The organism is Syntrophomonas palmitatica JCM 14374 (genome assembly GCF_001311885.1).
GTDB classification, from domain to species: domain Bacteria; phylum Bacillota; class Syntrophomonadia; order Syntrophomonadales; family Syntrophomonadaceae; genus Syntrophomonas_A; species Syntrophomonas_A palmitatica.
This window is the reverse complement of sequence record NZ_BBCE01000010.1, coordinates 55715-73568: the sequence shown is the minus strand read 5'-3', so window position 1 is coordinate 73568 and position 17854 is coordinate 55715. Positions and strand designations below refer to the sequence as shown.

The 17854-nt window shown below is 45.3% G+C and carries 18 protein-coding genes; 3 read left to right on the top strand and 15 right to left on the bottom strand.

All coding sequences use genetic code 11. The features are described 5' to 3' along the window. Positions 1-91: 91 nt before the first annotated feature. Both JCM14374_RS07260 and JCM14374_RS07255 read right to left on the bottom strand, forming a co-directional pair. Positions 92-451 carry a NifB/NifX family molybdenum-iron cluster-binding protein gene (locus tag JCM14374_RS07260; RefSeq protein WP_054695459.1) on the bottom strand — a complete coding sequence of 120 codons (360 nt, stop codon included), beginning with the start codon at positions 449-451 and terminating at the stop codon, positions 92-94. A gap of 22 nt (positions 452-473) precedes the next feature. Continuing rightward, the gene (locus JCM14374_RS07255; RefSeq protein ID WP_242848875.1) at positions 474-881 is read right to left on the bottom strand and encodes a DUF134 domain-containing protein; all 408 of its coding nucleotides are present in this window, start codon (positions 879-881) and stop codon (positions 474-476) included. Between the two features lie 120 nt (positions 882-1001). Between JCM14374_RS07255 and JCM14374_RS07250 the strand changes: the two genes are divergently transcribed. Next, positions 1002-1646 (top strand): ParA family protein, encoded by a 645-nt coding sequence (locus tag JCM14374_RS07250; RefSeq protein WP_157049017.1) that lies wholly within the window; start codon positions 1002-1004, stop codon positions 1644-1646. A gap of 52 nt (positions 1647-1698) precedes the next feature. Here JCM14374_RS07250 and JCM14374_RS07245 read toward each other — a convergent pair whose 3' ends face one another. From JCM14374_RS07245 to JCM14374_RS07210, 8 genes are all read right to left on the bottom strand, one after another. Further along, the gene (locus JCM14374_RS07245; RefSeq protein ID WP_054695452.1) at positions 1699-2877 is read right to left on the bottom strand and encodes a coenzyme F420-0:L-glutamate ligase; all 1179 of its coding nucleotides are present in this window, start codon (positions 2875-2877) and stop codon (positions 1699-1701) included. A 193-nt stretch (positions 2878-3070) separates the two neighbouring features. Beyond that, positions 3071-3493 (bottom strand): YfcE family phosphodiesterase, encoded by a 423-nt coding sequence (locus JCM14374_RS07240; protein WP_054695449.1) that lies wholly within the window; start codon positions 3491-3493, stop codon positions 3071-3073. Positions 3494-3609: 116 nt separating this feature from the next. Beyond that, a complete protein-coding gene (locus JCM14374_RS07235) occupies positions 3610-4212 on the bottom strand; it encodes an XTP/dITP diphosphatase (RefSeq protein WP_054695445.1) in 603 nt (200 codons plus the stop codon). Then, the gene (gene rph, locus JCM14374_RS07230; RefSeq protein WP_054695442.1) at positions 4205-4939 is read right to left on the bottom strand and encodes a ribonuclease PH; all 735 of its coding nucleotides are present in this window, start codon (positions 4937-4939) and stop codon (positions 4205-4207) included. Before rph ends, JCM14374_RS07235 begins: the two co-directional genes overlap by 8 nt. A gap of 58 nt (positions 4940-4997) precedes the next feature. Beyond that, the gene (locus JCM14374_RS07225; protein WP_054695439.1) at positions 4998-5753 is read right to left on the bottom strand and encodes an acyl-CoA dehydratase activase; all 756 of its coding nucleotides are present in this window, start codon (positions 5751-5753) and stop codon (positions 4998-5000) included. 9 nt (positions 5754-5762) lie between these two features. After that, complete coding sequence (locus tag JCM14374_RS07220; RefSeq protein WP_054695436.1) at positions 5763-6740, bottom strand: 2-hydroxyacyl-CoA dehydratase family protein; 978 nt, start codon at positions 6738-6740, stop codon at positions 5763-5765. Between the two features lie 8 nt (positions 6741-6748). Next, positions 6749-7561, bottom strand: coding sequence for a glutamate racemase (gene murI, locus JCM14374_RS07215; RefSeq protein ID WP_242848874.1), 813 nt, complete (start codon positions 7559-7561; stop codon positions 6749-6751). A gap of 148 nt (positions 7562-7709) precedes the next feature. After that, positions 7710-8327 carry a GerMN domain-containing protein gene (locus JCM14374_RS07210; protein WP_054695430.1) on the bottom strand — a complete coding sequence of 206 codons (618 nt, stop codon included), beginning with the start codon at positions 8325-8327 and terminating at the stop codon, positions 7710-7712. A 110-nt stretch (positions 8328-8437) separates the two neighbouring features. Between JCM14374_RS07210 and JCM14374_RS13490 the strand changes: the two genes are divergently transcribed. After that, positions 8438-8605, top strand: a complete 168-nt coding sequence (locus tag JCM14374_RS13490) for a hypothetical protein (protein ID WP_157049016.1) — start codon at positions 8438-8440, stop codon at positions 8603-8605. 161 nt (positions 8606-8766) lie between these two features. Here JCM14374_RS13490 and JCM14374_RS07205 read toward each other — a convergent pair whose 3' ends face one another. From JCM14374_RS07205 to JCM14374_RS07195, 3 genes are all read right to left on the bottom strand, one after another. Then, positions 8767-10542: a vWA domain-containing protein gene (locus JCM14374_RS07205; protein WP_054695428.1), complete on the bottom strand. Its 1776-nt coding sequence runs from the start codon at positions 10540-10542 to the stop codon at positions 8767-8769. A 15-nt stretch (positions 10543-10557) separates the two neighbouring features. Beyond that, positions 10558-11769, bottom strand: a complete 1212-nt coding sequence (locus tag JCM14374_RS07200; protein WP_054695425.1) for a magnesium chelatase ATPase subunit I — start codon at positions 11767-11769, stop codon at positions 10558-10560. Positions 11770-12219: 450 nt separating this feature from the next. Further along, complete coding sequence (locus JCM14374_RS07195; protein WP_054695420.1) at positions 12220-13008, bottom strand: LytR/AlgR family response regulator transcription factor; 789 nt, start codon at positions 13006-13008, stop codon at positions 12220-12222. A 199-nt stretch (positions 13009-13207) separates the two neighbouring features. On the opposite strand from JCM14374_RS07195, the gene JCM14374_RS07190 reads away from it, so the two are divergent. Then, complete coding sequence (locus JCM14374_RS07190) at positions 13208-14083, top strand: radical SAM protein (protein WP_054695417.1); 876 nt, start codon at positions 13208-13210, stop codon at positions 14081-14083. A gap of 447 nt (positions 14084-14530) precedes the next feature. Here the strand turns inward: JCM14374_RS07190 and JCM14374_RS07185 are convergent, their stop codons facing one another. Together JCM14374_RS07185 and JCM14374_RS07180 are read right to left on the bottom strand one after the other, a co-directional pair. Beyond that, the gene (locus tag JCM14374_RS07185; protein WP_083453940.1) at positions 14531-14944 is read right to left on the bottom strand and encodes a DUF1285 domain-containing protein; all 414 of its coding nucleotides are present in this window, start codon (positions 14942-14944) and stop codon (positions 14531-14533) included. 39 nt (positions 14945-14983) lie between these two features. Beyond that, on the bottom strand, positions 14984-17695 hold the full coding sequence (locus JCM14374_RS07180) for an aminotransferase class III-fold pyridoxal phosphate-dependent enzyme (protein ID WP_054695412.1): 2712 nt from the start codon (positions 17693-17695) through the stop codon (positions 14984-14986). Positions 17696-17854 lie beyond the last annotated feature (159 nt).

Below are 17854 nucleotides of genomic sequence, written 5' to 3'. Positions count from 1 at the left end.
TGCAGACAAAGAAAACCTGACCATTAAAGATCAGGTTAAATCAGGAGAATTAGCAAACAACCTATTTGTTTACAGGGGAATGAAAGCGATTTTAGTCATGGCACGAGCCGCCGCATTCATGCTGGTGCTCATGATGGCTGCAGGTCTCCCCGGTGCTTTGCAGGGTTCCCTTTAGAAAAGATTCCACAACATTAGGCACCAATCCATGGGCTCCAACCACTACTTGAATTCCATATTGCCGCATAAGTTCCTGGGCTCTGGCCCCCATACCACCTGCAATAACGACATCAGCTTTTAAGTCATGCAAATATTTCGGGAGCGATCCGGGTTGATGTCCGGGGTTGTCTGTAATGCTCCACTTGCCTGTACTGCTGTCAAAAAGGGCAAATGATTGGCAGTGACCGAAGTGCTCGCTTACACTGCTTCCTTCCTGGGCGACTGCGATAATCATATTTATCAACTCCTCAAACTTATTATTTATCCGGTTCATCAGGTATTGCGGGCTCACCAGCCTTATTTACAGACCTGTAGGGACAGTCAGCAGCAGACCCCGCATGACGTTCCTTTCGCCTGCAGGGACCGTCTCTGAGGCAGTAATCTCCGCCTTCTATTTGCAGTTCTTTTCCATTTATGAGAGCATCGGCAATCTTTTTGCGTGCCTCAACCAGAATACGCTGAAAGGTAGGGCGCGATACCTGCATATTTTGCGCGCATTCTTCCTGCTCCATGCCCAGGTAATCTTTTAGACGTATAGCCTCTAGTTCTTCTATACGAATACTCACACTTTCAATACAAAAACGCGGTACTCCCGCCGGTTTGAATATTTTAATCTCGGGATAGAATTCCACTCTGCGGCACTTTGGTATTCTAGCATGAATCAAATCCTCTTATCTATTAATATTTAATTTGAATTTTAGAGCTTTTTTGGACATATGTCAATTATCATCGATATGGTATTATATGAATTAAATGCAGCAATTATAAAGCGAGGCGTAACTAACATGAAGAAAATCGCTTTCATTTCACCTGGTCCGGGAACAGGCAAAACCACCGCAATGATAAACATTGGCGCCGGCCTGCATTTGCAGGGAAAACGCGTTTTACTTTCACCCCATATGGACGATGCGCTTTTTGATAGCTGGTTGTTTGATTCCGCTTCTAATTATGAATCTACGGTTTATTACCATGATAAAATAGGGGTTTCCGTAATGGGAGACTATAGGTTGGGCATACCTAACCAGGAGAAAGACTACGATTATCATTTAACAGAGTTCGGAAATAACGAAGTGGAATTGGCGGAAATCAGTACTTTCACTATAATTGTATGCTGTGTCAAAGCCGGAAATATAAATAGAGACAATCTGATAGTAATGGAACAAAACCTTCGTAAGCTGAGTGTTGGGCAAAGGGGGATTGACCTCATCATACCGGGTATGGCCCATGCGGGGGAATGGGAAAATAACAGCCGTCAATTATTCAGGCTGGCGGATATGTTTGGTGAAGATAGAATTGCTGATTTTATTCCCTATTGTGAAGCTATCCATGACCTGCCGCTTTTAAAACAGCACGTTTGGATGCTGCCTGATCATTACCGCAACCGCAAGGAAGCTTTTAAGCGTTTGCTGGACAGGATTGTCTCAATATAACCAAAAAATTAAAACCCCTCCAGTTTTATCAGGAGGGGTTTTAATTTTTGACCTAGTTTTTGAAGAAACCCTTTACCAATATTACCGGGGTGCCGGCATCGGCTGAACCGCTGATCAGATCCGCCAGACTGGCCAGAAGGTCTTCGGCTTTGCGGGGAGTGGTCCCCTCCGCCTCAAAAGAGTTGCGTTCAAAACCCTCCGCTTTCTTCTGCTGCAAATTGGTTTCGATGCCGCTGGTATCCATACCCTCATCCAGCATCTTGTCCACCAGGTATTTGTATTTCAAACCCTCGCGGTATCTGCCGCGCAGACCGTTGGTTATTCCGAAGGCCGGTTGGGGATCAGCCAGTTCGTAGATGTCAGTGGAAGGATCATGATAAGCCCCGTCACCATATACAACTACTTCAATATTAGTACCCAAACCTTGTTTCACCCGCGTTTGAACCTGATCGGCCACAATATCAGCTTCGCGCGGCGCAAGCTTTAATTTATCCCCTGATGACAGGTTGCTGCCTAATAGTCCCCATTCTGACCAGGATTCTCCCTCGTTGCATATATCCTGCAATGTGATACAGTTATATCCCTTCTGCGTCAGTTTCTTACGGACGCGCTCGCGGCTGTGAACATTGGCCACAATTATTCCATCCAGTCCATATTCGCCGATCTTTACAGGATCGTTGTTTAAAAAGATCGTACACCGCGGTCCCTGTTCTTCAATAATGGTTTTATACAATTCTATATAATCAACCTGGGTAATCGGATGTAGGAAGCGTTTGCTTCCCAGTTCTTCAAGCTCAATGGTGTCTCCGTCCTTCTTGCCCATATTCTCGGCAAAATCATAAGGCAAGAGCTGATTGCCCACTTCGTCTGCCGGATAAGAAAGCTGCACTACCACTTCACCTTCAGGCACGGCAGCGGCTATGGCCTTCATAATTAAAGAAAAACGGTTGCGGCTCAGTATGGGAAATAAAACTCCAATCCGGCTCCGCGGTGTAATACCCAGCTTCTTGCGAACCTGTATTGCAATATCCTCAATGGTGACATAGTTGTTCTGAGACCGGGCTACTACTGATTCAGTAATACAAACGGTATCCCCGTCCTCCAGAAAACCGTCAGCGTGGCAGAGTGCCAGAGCGTCATACACCATGCCCACCAAATCGCATCCGGGTACAATAACCCCCATCTTTACCCCAAAGGCTGTAACTCCAAAGTAATCCGGCAATTTACCCATATGTAACATCCCCTACATTTATTGAAGAATAAATTCCCCGCTAAAATATAACCCAAAATAATGCTGTAATCAATATACATTATGTTGTATACAAGGATTTATCTCAGTTTTGATATGCTTGGAAATGAATCTAACCTGAGGTTTTAAGGTAATTCTATAATACGGGGTATTATTTCATGGGAAGAAATATCGATCAGCCCGTAACTGGGTTGGCAGCCCTGACGGGGACGTGAGGGACTGCAGGATTCAAAAACCATATCTTGTTAATCTTTTCGCAAAAAGGCACATGGGTATGGCCAAACAGCACTACATCCGCCTGCTTTTCCTCTCCGCGATAATATAATGATTGCAGTCCGTTTTTTACGCCGTACTGGTGACCGTGTATTATGTAGAAATGATAGCTTTCGATATCCAGATATTGTTCTTCATCTCCGGCTGGAGTTGAATCACAATTACCTTTGACCCCCCGAAATTTAATACCCAGGTGGTGTGAAAGCCTCACGGCATCGGCGTAAAAATCGCCGGTAAAAATCATCAAATCGGGTTTTACGCGCTGCAATTCCGCTTTTATTTTTTCAATTCGGGCATGGGTATCACCCACTACTGCAATACGCATGCTAATACCTCTGCCATTAAGATAACATTAAGATAAAATAGCCAAAGATTAACACACATTCTCACGGTTTTTTAATGCGCTGAACTGACTTTGCCACTGTGGATAAGACATTTTCTTCAGCGATTAAATAACTCTTGCAACAAGGGTTTAGCTTTGGCCAGAGCCTGACCGCGATGGCTGATGCTGTTCTTTACTTCAGCGCCAAGTTCAGCAAAACTTTGTTTATAGCCCTGGGGAATAAAGAGGGGATCATATCCAAAGCCCTGGCTGCCGTGAGGAGCAAAGCCGATAGTTCCCGGGCAGGCGCCTTCCGCCACGGAAAGATTGCCCTGCGGATCAGCAATGGCAATAACGCAGACAAAGCGGGCCCGGCGTTTTTCTTCAGGGACATCCCGCAGCATGTGCAGGAGCAAAGCATTATTTTTCTCATCATCGGCATCAGGTCCGGCAAATCGGGCCGAGAAAACCCCGGGGCGGCCGTTTAGAGCGTCTACTTCCAGCCCTGAATCATCTGCCAGGCACAGCATTCCGCTGGCGGCGGCAATGACCCGCGCTTTTTTAGCGGCGTTTTCCGTGAAAGTCGCCCCATCTTCTTCTACTTCCGGGAGATCAGGAATATTATCCAGGTTTATGACCTGAATACCCGTGCCGGCCAGCATATCCTGCAATTCCCTTTGTTTATGACGGTTGCGCGTTGCCAGCAAAAGTGTTTTATTCATAAAAGGTTTCGTCTCCGGTAATGGATTTTTGCAGGGCCAGCAATTCTTCGATGCCTTTTTGTGCCAGAGCCAGCATTCCATCTAATTCCTCTCTGGTAAAATAGCTTTCCTCGCCGGTTCCTTGAATCTCCACAAAATTGCCCCGGCCGGTCATTACCACATTCATATCGACCTCAGCTTGGGAATCCTCCACATATTCAAGATCCAGCAAGAGTTCTCCGTCTACTTTGCCCACGCTCACAGCGGCCACATAATCTTTAAGCGGTATCGTCTCCAGCTTGCCCTCGGCAACAAGTCTCTTTAAGGCCAGGTAAAGGGCCACGAAACTCCCGGTTATAGAGGCGGTCCTCGTTCCCCCGTCCGCTTGAATAACATCACAGTCTATCCAAATGGTTCTCTCCCCCAAAGACTGCAGATCAACCACAGCCCGCAATGAACGCCCGATTAGCCGCTGTATCTCAGAGGTACGACCGCTGATTTTACCGCGGGCGGCTTCTCTCTGGGTACGGCTGGAGGTTGAGGAGGGCAAAAGTGAGTATTCGGACGTAATCCAACCTTGCCCACTGCCTTTAAGAAACGGGGGTACCTTTTCTTCCAGCATGGCAGTGCAGATTACCCTGGTATCTCCGCATTCAATCAGAACCGAACCATCGGCAAATTTAGTAAAGTCGGGAACCAGCCGTACCGGCCGCAATTGATCATTTTGCCTGTCATGAGGTCTATTCATTGTGATATACACTCCTTTTTATTTAAATACCAGGACCGATTCAGATAGGCGTCTATGTTCATATGTGGCTTAAGCCCCACACGCAGCAGCCTACAGCCCCGTTCAGCTGAGGTTCGGGAAGGGATAATACCGGCGCCCCTGTTTCCCGGGCAATAATGCGCTGCAAACCTGTGTTCAAGGCGCATCCTCCTGAGAGGATTATGGTTTCGCTGGCCATTTGTTTAAGCATGGCCGCAAAGCGCCGGTACAAGCTGTAATTGACCCCGGCAGCCAGACTCTGGAGGGAATGCCCTTCAACAATCCTGGCTATAATTTCAGTTTCCCCAAAAATTGCGCAGGTAGTATTTAACTCAACCGGTTCTTCACTGCAGGCTGATAATTCTTCCAGGCCTAGCCCCAAAACAGCGGCCATATTTTCTAAATAGCGTCCCGAACTAGCCGCGCAGCGGTCATTGGTCATGAAATCCACGGCCCGCCCTTCTCTGACTTTAATCACTTTTGTATCCTGACCACCGATATCAAGCAGGGTAAAGTCATTTATCCCGCTTTGAAAAACCGCCCCATTAACGTGAGCCTGTATTTCGGGAATAGTGTCGGCCCCGGCCACCTGCAGCGTAACTTTTCCATAACCGGTGGCTACAACACGCTGTTCAACGAAACCAAGCCTGGTTAAATCCAGGCTTAGAACGCCTTTTTCCGCACTGGCATAACGTCTGTAAAAACCAATCGTATCATATAGTTCGCAGCGCGTTATGGTCTTATAATCCATCTGCACTATTTTAACACTTCTTGAACCTAAATCTATGCCAATCATAGCATCACCCTATGTTTTTAACATGCTTATAAACGATTCCAGCCGCATGCGGCTGCGGCTATCCAATTTGCCAGGCTTGTCTCCCTCCAGGGTTAATAAAGGAAGCTTGATCTTATCTCGATATATTATGTCTTCTATCTGCCGGAAACAAAAAGTCTGGGTATAATGGATCACTCCATCAACATCTCGCAGGGCCAGTTCATGGGTAATATCAGGCAAACGGGCAAACGCCCCGTAGGGATATGTATAAAGCAGATACTGCTCCACCGGGTCGGCTGCTTCATAGGGCATAGAAAACTGCCGCTGAATTTCATTAAAGACCACCCTGGCTCCCATTGATTCCACAACCTCATAAAAATCGGTAAATATCGGAGGTACTCCTATATAAGCCAATCTCACTTGATCCTTAAAAGGTTTGCGGGTTCTGGCTTCATTTAGAAATGTCTCAAGTTTGTCTGCATATTCCGCGGGGTCGCCGTTGAAATCGCTGGAAGAAACCAGGCAGCGATGGTTTTCCCAACCGCTAATCAAGTTGTCACGCCAGGTCATGAGATCCAATTCACGGCATAACTGGCGGACATGCTTCAAATTGCGCCACACAGCCAGCAGTTCATCCTGGTTGACATTAAAGAAAGCCATCAGTTTATTGAATTGTTCCTCCAGGGCTTTACGCTCTCTATCGAATGGATAGGCAAAAGGCATGATTTTATAACCTTTTAAAACCAGAGTCTCCATCAAAGCCTGGGTATTGCTGCAATCGCCCTGCATAACAGCGATAAGGGACTCAAAGTCATGTGTGGCAGCCACCGCATACAATCCCTTAACCCACCCGCAGGTATTGCGGGGATAACCCGCTTCCTCCGCCTGGGTAATCAGCTGCTGGGCCTGGGGGTGCTCTATAAATATATTATTCAGATCAACCGGAATCTTACCGGCCGCCAGTATTATTTCCACCGGTATACTGGTGGTAAAACCGATTCGATTCATATACTTCCTCAATCCAGATTGATTTTTTGCACCTGGTCAATGATATCGCCAATCAGCAAGCGGCCGACATTATAAAACGAATCATCCTGACCACTGACATAGAACTCCCTGGTTGGATTTCCCGTCTCTTGGTTAAACATGTCTTGGGCAGCCAGAATCGCTTTTAATTCCTCTATAGTCTCACAGGAAGGGTCCACCAGGGCAACCCCTTCACCCACATAATTCTTGATCTGCGGAGCGAGAAAGGGATAGTGAGTACAACCCAGAACCAGGCTGTCTATTTGCCGGTCCAGCAGCGGCTGTATATATTCCTTTATTGCCTGCAGGCTGTCATCACTATCGATTTGCCCCGATTCAACCAGGGGCACAAACCGCGGACAGGCCTGTTCAAATACCTGTAAATCTTTATTCAATTGCAGTATTTCGCTCGTATAGGCCTGGCTCTTGACGGTTGCGCTGGTGGCCACAACCCCAATTTTGCCGTTGTGAGTAGTTCGAACCACGCTGCGAGCTCCAGCCTTTAAGACCCCCAGGATCGGGATTGGGTAATCATTTTTTAAATGCGGGACAGTTACTGCCGAGTGTGTGCCGCAGGCTACCACTATGGCTTTAACCTTTTTACTGATCAAAAACGCTATTATATCCCGGGCATAAGCAAAAAGCTGGTGCTGTTCCTTGCTGCCATAAGGAACATGAGCTGTATCGCCGAAATAAATAAAGTGTTCTCCAGGGAGCTGATCAAGCAAACTCCTGACTACGGTTAACCCGCCCACTCCGGAATCAAATATGCCGATGGGATAATTATTCCCCAAATATAACACCTCTTTTGGTTTTTAGACAATAAAAATTAACGCCAGGATATACCCCGCGTTAAAAGTTTATGCAACTACTTTACTAATTTATCATTTTTACACTGTATATTCTACTTTTTGCTTGGTTATAAAGCAGTTTAATAAAAATGAACCGTAATCAGAACGTAATATTATAATCAGGTTTAACCGGCTGGGATAAATCCATAAAACCCGCTAATTTATCGGTTTTTTGCCCATCAACCATGAAGCTGATCTCTTTTACCGTGGGAAACTGTCCCAGGGTATTGGCCATCGCATATACCATTATCTTCTCATCCCTGACATTATCTACCCGGGTTGCCTCACTGCTTAAATCAATGATACAAGAACCATCAGGCTTTATATTTATATCCCGCAGGCTGGTTTGAGCAGGGAAAACCGGTTTAAGTCCTGCAGTACGCGGTCCTTTTATAAGCTCTGCCAGGGTTTTTCGGCCTATGGCTTCGGTTTTGCTTATATTCCTTGTTTCTACCGCCAGCGCATGATTATTAAGGTCCCCAAAATATAACTTAATCGTAGTTTTTTCGGCAGTATCAGTGTTGACTTCCTGCAAATTCGTTTTAGCCTTTGGTTCATCCCGGTTTGTCCTGGTTTGATCTACCTCTGTCGCTTTTTTCAGCAGGTCTTTCCAAGATTCCAGGCGCTGTTTTTCTTCCGCCGGAGTTTTGCAGCCGCCACTCAAAATACAAATAACCAGTACCAGCACCGCCAATGCTATTACGGCTTTTTTACCCATTTGCTTTAGCCTCCTTCAGCGTATCTTCATAAAAAGATACGAAAAGAGTTAGCAAAATATTCCGGGCGGAATAAATTCGCCCTCCGGGCAATCAGCGTCATTGTTTTAGATTGCCGCGTCGCTGCGCTCCTCGCAACGTCAGTAAGGTTATTCCCGAAGGTAATCCTTTATTGTGTCATTACGGGCACAGCGAAGCAATCTTTTCCCGGTTTCGCAGCAATGACAGGGAAGCGGCGGCGGTACTGCCGTCCGCGATGATACCTATGATTGGCCTGTGAGGCCCAAAGGCAATCGTTTCGGATCATACTTTTCTAATACAATAAAAAAGTGAGCACCCGAGGGTGCTCATCATGAAGGAGGAGTTATTAAAGCAAAGCTGCTTCCAGCCTGGCTATAATCGCATTCACTAATCTGTGTCCATCTGTGGTTAGTTCTCCCTTTACGCCATATGTTTTTTGCTTTCCATCATATTCTTTTTCTCTTGGCGCACGATGTTGATAAGGTTATCCTTGTTCAAATCGTCAACCAGATATAATACCCCATTGCCCCGGTTGGCTACCTTCTCCAAATAGTAGCGGTTGGATTCAACCCCTATACAAATAAAACGCACCTTATTTTCGGCAATACGGCCGGCAGCTTCGATCCCATCAGCCAGAGCATCCATGGTCCAAAGCGGAATGTTGGGGATGCCATCTGTTATCAGGACCATTAAGGGATTGCGCACCCGGTTGTCTTTAATCAGGTTAACCGCAGTCACAATTCCATCTGCCAGGGGGGTCAACCCGGCCGGGGCTATAGTTGATAAACCCTTACTCAGTATTTTCTGGTTCCGGGTAAAGGGAACCACCACATTGCTGCTGCGTTCCTGGAAAGTAACTACCGCCACCTTTTCCTTACCGGAAAGCAGCAGGTGTTCAGCCAGGAAACAGGCGGCCTGTCTCTTATCTCCCGCCATACTGCCGCTGGCGTCTATTAACAAACACACATCGACCGGAACATAGCTCTTCTTTTCATAGTAGTGCAAATCCTCTTTTTGGATGGTAAAATGATCGTCACCGCGCAGAAAAGAATTTTTTTTGGCTTGAATAACCGTTTCCGGCACAGCCAAATCGCCTGACCAGCTGCCGTCCTGATCATTGATGGTCTTATTGCGATTAGTGTACTGCACCTGTGAGGTCTTTTGATCAACCTTGCCCAGCTTTTTAAAGCGCCCTCCGCCTCCCGGCATTTTGCGGGTATTGCGCCTTATTTCCGTTTCAAGTTCACATTTATGATTAATAACATACTCTTTAAGCTGAAAACCCTGTTTTGTTAAAATCTTGCCGAAGGGAGTATCTTTTAACAGCCCCAGTTGTTCAAGCTGCTCCACATCATGTTCGACATCGCCCCATTTTTTCTTCTGCTGTTCAATTCCCTTGCGTTTAAAAATATTGGTAGAGTAACTCTCCATGAATTCTTCTATTTCATCTACCCCGCCAAACTTTTCCGCCAGTTTCAAGATCAACTGGTTAACATTTTCTTTATCGGGAAGCTGTCGGGCATGCTGTCCTTTAAAATTTTTCCAGGGCAATTTGATATAACCGGCATAGCTTTCACGTTCTTCCTTCTGGTTGCCGTGAGTAATATTTCTCACTTTGGCAAGCTTGATTTCAGATGCCAGAACCATCTCTTCCACAACTTCGGCAATTACATAAACGATAAAATATTCCTCTCGATTAAGACGGGCCAGTATATGAACATGGTCCCACCCCTCATCGCCTTCCTGGTAAGGTTTAACCACGTCCTGAAAAAGGTCATAGAGCAGTCCCTTGCCGCGATTGGTCGTAATATATATACGGTTGGCATAATCGCTGACCGTTTTAAAGCGTTCGTCTTCTGCATACTGCAGCTGCGGATCCTTCTGTAGAAAATGTTCGTCAAGTCCCCAAAAAATGACCCTGGCCACATCACGCGGATCGATTTCTCCGGGGCGGTGATATACGTCAATATGCACTATCTGGTCTACATCGACGTAATCAAGATAGGTTTTACCAGCATCCTTATTGGTGAGGATCTTAATCTGACCCTTTACCCTTTTCTCGGGCATACGGGCATGGGCCCTGCGGCTGACCACAGTACTCTCGCCCAGTCTTATTCCCTGGTTCTGTCCGAAATATAGATTTAAATAATTGCCTACCGAGGCCGCCTTATCTACATTGGTTCCCTCTCCCAGCATAAGACAGCACCCCCTTTAGTATTCGTTCGGGGTCAAAGATTTCTCGGTATTAACCAGCTCACCTCGGTGCATGTCTTTTAATGCCCGGGCATTTTGCTGGAAGTACTCGGTATCCTCCTCTTTACTCTTGTTCTTACGTCCTCTGAAATTCAAGATTCCTTCTTTGCCGCTGCGGCTGTCCACATCGTTAATCATCTTGATCAGGGTATCGTTATCCACACGGTGCTTCAGAACGAGCGGAATCATATAGGTTACATCACTTACCTGTACTTTGTCACGATTGCGAATAACGCTGTGTAAAACCGCTCCCTGCTGCATAGCTTCTATAGCGCGTATACTCTCCAGGTTATGTTTAATGTAGAGACGGGCAATAAAATTCCTTAAAAAGTCAGGCAGTTCTGTCCTTTCATACATTTCGGCCCATTTCATTATGTTGTTGCGGAAAACATCGTTTTTACTCAGATCGTTTTCCTCATTTTTGCGCTGCTGGCCTTTCTGAACCCGATGAATATGGGAGTTTTCTTCCAGCATATGTGATAAAACATCCAATGAATCCGGACGCCCCATATAACATACCATATCAAAGCGGTCGGAGAGCTGGCGGCGTATTTCTTCCAGAGGTCCTGGATCTTCGTCAGGGTTGGAAGCAGCCCAAATGGATACGCTTACGGGTATATCCACCACCGGCAGTCCCGCCTCCTCAATCTGCAGATGGCCAGGTTTATTACCCATAACATCAAGCAATATATCGGTTATTTCCGGAGAGGTATCTGCCAGACGGTTGATTTCATCAATGAATATTATCCCCCGGTGTGCCTGGGGAATAATGCCGGGAAGCAACTGCGCTTCCGGTGTAGTATGATCGGTCAGCTTGCTGAGGTCAATGCTGCCGGCCACAGTACCGACTTTGGTGGAATGTGATATCTCCAAAAAAGGCATAGGTATATACTCTACTCCCAGGCTCTCGATTTCCCCGGGGTCGAGGTCGCGGTGATGCGGGCAATGCGGATCATCCGGATCGCAATTATATATACATCCTTTTATTCTCTTTATGCGGGGCAATATTTGCCGTGCTGCCCGCATAATAGTAGTTTTACCCGTTCCTCTTAATCCCTCTGCGTGCAGATGTAATGGTTCGCCAACGTATGACGATACTATTGACATTGTAACCAGATCAAACAGGGCTTCATTACCCTCATAACGTTCCAGTTTATAGAACGGTATCATGAGCATCACTCCAATCTTAAAGGCCGGACAACATCCCGCTTATCATGGACGACTACTATGCTCTAAAACCGAGGAAACTTTTATCTATCCTTGCTGATTCACTTGCCGTCCCGGAATCAGCTTGACCTTGTAAACTGTATTCCCTCCTTTTCTTAAAATTTTTCGTTCTTCTCTTCTATAATTAATATAAATCATTTTGTGATTTTTTTCTCTATATATGAAACACTTGGTTGAAATAGCCGGATACTTGGTAGAACAATCCTGCTGGACAACATTATCCGTATTTTAGGCCCGCCGGGCTCCAATCATTCATCCCATCATATGCCAGAAGGCTTGGGGCTTGGTTTCTCATATACACCTAATTACATGATAATATTATATATTCGTTAAATAACAGGCGTAATTTGTAGGTTTTTAGGTATGGTTTGATTGTTTTTCGGTATATTTCGTTTATTGTATACCCATTTTCTCTTTAAGCAGCTTGGCGCGCGAACGACTGAGAATAATATTTTTGTTGGTATGGGTAAGATGCAGGACATATGAACCTTCCGTAAAACTCACTATCTCTTTAACATAATTTAAATTAACTATGAAGGCCTGATGGGCCCTGAAAAAGGTCATGGTGTTTAAGCGGTTTTCCAATTCGTTAAGGGTAAATGTGGTCATAAACCCACCGTTATTTGTACATATGAAAACTTTTTTTCCCTGGCTCTCACAGAACACAATATCATCCTGGTTAAGTAAACTGATCTTGCCCTTTTCACGAACCGGCAACCGATTGGAATAAACCTCAAAGCTTTTATAGCTTTCCAGCATGAAGTCAATACGCTCTTTAAGCTTGTTTTTAACCATCTCTTCGATAATATCCTGATGAGCTATACGGTTTTTGGTTCTTTCAATTGTGCGTTCAATGCGGGCTTGTTCAATAGGTTTAACTATGTAATCAAGTGCTCCCAGTTCAAATGCTTCTACCGCCATATCTTTCTTCTGAGTTATAAAAGCAAACAGCGGAGGTTCTTTTAATTGTTTTAACTTATATGCAGTCTCCATACCGCCCATTTCCGGCATGCTGATATCCAGGAAAACCAGATTGACCTTTTTTTCCTGGCATAACAAAAGCGCTTCCAGACCATGGATAGCTTCGCCCACAATATCTATATCTTTTATCTGTTCCAATACATACCGGAGCACAATTCTTTCCCGTTCATCATCATCTACGATCAATACCCGGACTGGCATATTATCATACTCCATTTAATGGTTATAACTAGCCCATTTTATTAATTTACTATTTTTATAATATAGACAAATCCAATGAAAAACAACCTCTTTTTGAGTATAAACCCATGATTTATTGCCCTAATAGTCACTTTTATTTATTTTGTTTTTCTGGTAATCTGGAAACAATTATTTGGAAACTATCATAGGAGAATAAATAATGCGTTATGAAGGTACTGTTTATCGCCCCCCCAGCGAAGCCCAGAGTCTGCTGATTCAAGCAACCATTGGCTGCCCCCATAACAAATGCACATTTTGTCCCATGTATAAGGGCACAAAATTTCGACTCCGCGACGTAGCTGAGATTATTGAAGATCTTAATTCCGCGCGGGCATATTATGGAGAATACATTTATTCTCTATTTTTCCCTGATGGCAACACTATTATAATGAAAACCGATCAGCTCTTGGAGATATTCAGTCATGCCCGCAGCCTTTTCCCGCACTTGCAGCGAATCACCGTTTATGGGTCGGCGCGCTATATTAATAAGAAAAGTGAAAAGGACCTGCTAAGGCTTAAGGAAGCGGGTTTGTCCAGGGTCCACACCGGTATGGAGAGCGGGGATGATGTGGTTCTGGCCCGCATTCAAAAAGGCACCTCTTCAGAAGAGATCATATCCGCAGGCAAAAAACTCAAAGAGGCGGGGATAGAAACCAGCGAATATTATCTGACTGGAATCGGGGGCAGGGACAGAACTCAAGAGCATGCTATAAACAGCGCCCGAGTTTTAAGTGCTTTCAGTCCGGATTTCATACGCATCCGCACCTATGTGCCAATACCCGGCACACCTCTGTATGATGATTATAAAAATGGGCTTTTTCAACTGCTCACTCCTCATGAAGCATTGCAGGAAATCCGCCTGTTAGTTGAGAACCTCGTTTGTGAAAATACGATGGTTTTAAGCGATCATGTTGCTAATTATTGGAATATAAGCGGTTTATTGCCGCGAGATCGTGAGGCCATGCTGGAGTCGGTAGATCAGGCCCTGCAAATAGATGAATCACGTTTTCGTCCCGCCCATATAAGTCACCTTTAAACAGATAAGCATAGATTTTATTTATAATTTGTACTCAAGCTGTTTTCATTTATGGTTATATCCTCCCGGCACGGGGTCCGCTGATCATCCATCCCGCCGGTTGGCCAAGAAAGAATTCGCCCTCCGAGCAACCAGCGTTATCATTTTATATTTTCCTATACAAAAATAAAAACGTCTCATATTTGAGAATCGATTCTCCTTTTTGAGACGTTTTCTGTCTTTATTTTGATACGGGTCATGCTCGCAGGCAAAGACCAGGCAATCACAACCATGAATATAACCCCTATCAGCACTTATGTTAAAATAGGCATGATCTTTGCATATATTCTATAATTCAGGGGGGATATACACAAAGGTGTATAACCATATTGCGCGGGGCTTCAACTTTAAGCCCCCTTTTTTTATCCCCAGTATTCGATCAAGCAGGTTTTTGGACTTAAATAATGGTCACTTATTGATTTCCGGGGGGACGATATAGATTTCCTCTCCTCTGAAATCAAAGAACTGGCTTAGCTTCCAGTACACTCCCCGGCTGAGACGGGTATCAGCTTCCCAGCGGAAGGAAACATAAGGCACTTCTCCTTTTAAAATCAACCTTTTTTCCTCGTTTAAAGGCATCTCCTGCAGATCATGGAAAACCAGTTTTATTCCGGTTTCCTCTTCAAGATAACCCGTAGCTAAAAAAGGAACATCCTCAACTGTAATAGGATTCATATCATCGCCCAATTTAATACAATAACTGCCGTCATCATTTTTTTCAATATGCGCTGCAAGTATATTCAGGATATTACGCCTAAACATTTCGGCCTGGCCATAATACCATTTGCCATTCTTACGTATAGTAATATCTTGCAAATCCATTATGTTATTTTCCCACCTTACACAGTTTTTGATCTTATTTTAAATAAGCCTATTTAATTCTAGACATTTTGTCTTATTTTTAGCAAGGGTATGCGTTTTTTGCTGCAGAGAACGCTGGTAAATTGCTTCAATTTCTTCATCGCTAATTTCCTGGCCGCCCATGCGCAAACCTGCTAAACCAAAGCCATGCTTATCAGCCAGGTATCTGAAATACTCCATCGTCTCCATGGACAATTTACTCCCAATACTGTGATCATTATAATCGCCTTCAAGTGCCAGCAGAACTGTTTCTGACAAACAAGCCAGGTTTACCCCGTTACGGTATCCAAGGTTAGGACCAAATGTTATTTCATCAGGATATTGAACCAGCCCCCCCTCTAAAACCAGTACATCAAGTCTGTTCTGTAAGACTTCGGGTGAAACGTCTGCGGGGCGGGCTACATCGCAGATTACAGCTCCCGGCTTCATGTGCTGAGGGTAAATCAAGTACTCTGGAGAATTGCTGGCCGCAACTATAAGATCGCACTCAGGCAAGCAATCATCAATATCAATGCTGATATTGACCGGACAGGCTATCCTCAGATAATCTGATGCTTTTTCCAGAATGGCCAAGCCTGGTTGTTCCTCAAAATAGTCAAGTAACTCCTTAGCCTCAGGATTTAGGTCAGCCAAAAGCATTTCTTTTATTTGCAGAATCCAGGAGCTTAAACCACCGTACTTTTCTTCCTGCAGCCGGCGCAGCGCCAGCTGCACCATTTCATCTGCCAATGTCTCCAACCTTTTGTTGCTGGATGGTTTCTCCGGATTGCCTAAAAGGGTTATATAAGCGGCTTTTTCCGCCAGCAACAAAGCGCAGGCCCGTCCGATAGAACCTGCTGCCCCGACTACCGCCGCCCTGGCTGCAGAGGCTTCTATACGCATTTTATCGGCCCCTAAGAATAACGCTTCCATGGCCATCAAGGTAGTAAAACTATTGCCGCTGGTTATGCCTACCCCACGCCCCTGCACAGCACGGCCGCCAGCGGTCACTACGGATGTCAAAGCTCCCAAACCTACGATTCCTGCGCCAAGATCACGTCCCATATCTACGGCTTTGGTAATAACTTCTACACAATGTTCCCGCGGCAGACGCATGATTTCTCGTCCGCCGAGAGGGACCCCTATCAGCCAACCATGAGCGATTTTACCGTTTTTAGATTTAATCGCGGGCATATAACAGGCCACACCTGGATTACTCATAGTGCTCTGCCAACTCAAAAAATTTAGCAGTTCCTGGCGGTTGAAACTATTAAACGAGGGATTGTTAATACTTACATCCTCAGGGGCAGGATAATGAATGACAAAAGCAAAACATTCCTGGGGGTTTTCGTTCTCCTCCAAACGTGAGGCTTGAACTTTACGGCAAAAACCGCGATAATCCACAGGTTTGCTTATGCGGCGGCAATCACCGATAAGATAGCGATACAGAGACTGGTAATCATGGTAATGCAGTATTTGACAAAGGTCCCCCAGGGCGTCACAAACCCGGTCGATCTCTGCATAGGTTATGGTTAGCGGCGGTTCTAACCTTAGCGTCATAGAATCATTTAAAAACGGCGCCAGGCGAATCTGGTAAACATTCAACAGGAAACCGGCCAATAAAGCCGTAAATCCGCCCTGGTCCATAATAAAGCTTATATCATATGAGCCGTTATTGCTTAAATCATGAATCTCCACCCCTACCATCAGGCCGCGTCCCCGGACTTCCTTAATCACATCCGGGTAGTCCATGGCCAGCTGTCTGACCCTGTCCAGTAAGTAATCACCCTTATGGGCTGCCTGTTCAATTATCTCTTTTTCGTTTTCCAGCAGCTTTTCCAATACGGCGATACCGACTGCACAGGTAATATTATTATTGGCAAATGTTGAACTATGCAGCATGCCGAAGTCGTCATTCCATACCCGCGGAGAACTTATACAAACCCCCAGGGGAAACATACCTCCGCCTAATGCTTTGGCCAGAAGCATGATATCCGGTTCAATATCTGCATACTGGCAGGCGAAAAGTCTTCCGGTTCTTCCTAGCCCAGTCTGAATCTCATCCATAATCAGAAGCACTCCATACTCGGTACACAGGCGGCGCACCCCTCGGAGATAATCGTCAGCGGCTACGATAATGCCGCCTTCGCCTTGAATAGGTTCCAGAATAACCGCCGCAATCTCATCAGCTCGAGCCTCAAATAATTCCCTGAGAGAATCCAGGTTGTTATAGGGTACCCTAATGAAGCCTGGCGCCGGAGCAAAAAATGGTTCCTGATAAGAATCCTTGCCTGTTGCTGATAGTGCTCCCAAGGTTTTGCCATGAAAACTGTTGCTGGCGGAAACTATATATAATTTGCCTGTGGCGGAACGGGCTAGTTTTATGGATGCTTCCACCGCTTCGGCGCCGCTCTGGCAGAAAGTGCAGCAGCATAAATCACCCGGTGTAATTTGGGCCAGCATGTTGGCAAGTTTCAAAGCTTCGCCCGGCAGCGAAGGCTGCACCAGGCTTGGTAACAGCCGGCGATGAACCTCGTCCAGCTTTTGCCAAATAAATTCCGGATTATAACCAAAAGGCACAGCCCCGTATTGAGATATAAAATCGAGGTAGCTTGTGCCTTCTTCATCCTGTAAATAGCTGCCCTGACCGCTTATATAATTTTTATCCAAACGGAATGATTTCAATATTTTTTGCAGGCTGGGATTAAGCAAATCTCTGCGTATCTGATTCATATATGAGCCTCCTTATGTAGTGTGCACATTATTGTGCAAACTTTTCCATAATTATAAAGACCATTGTATTTAATATTGGAGGCTTGTCAAATCCTAATTAGGAAAATTTTTCTGCATAAATCGATTAAGTGCGGGCAATAGTAATTACAGGTATAAAAA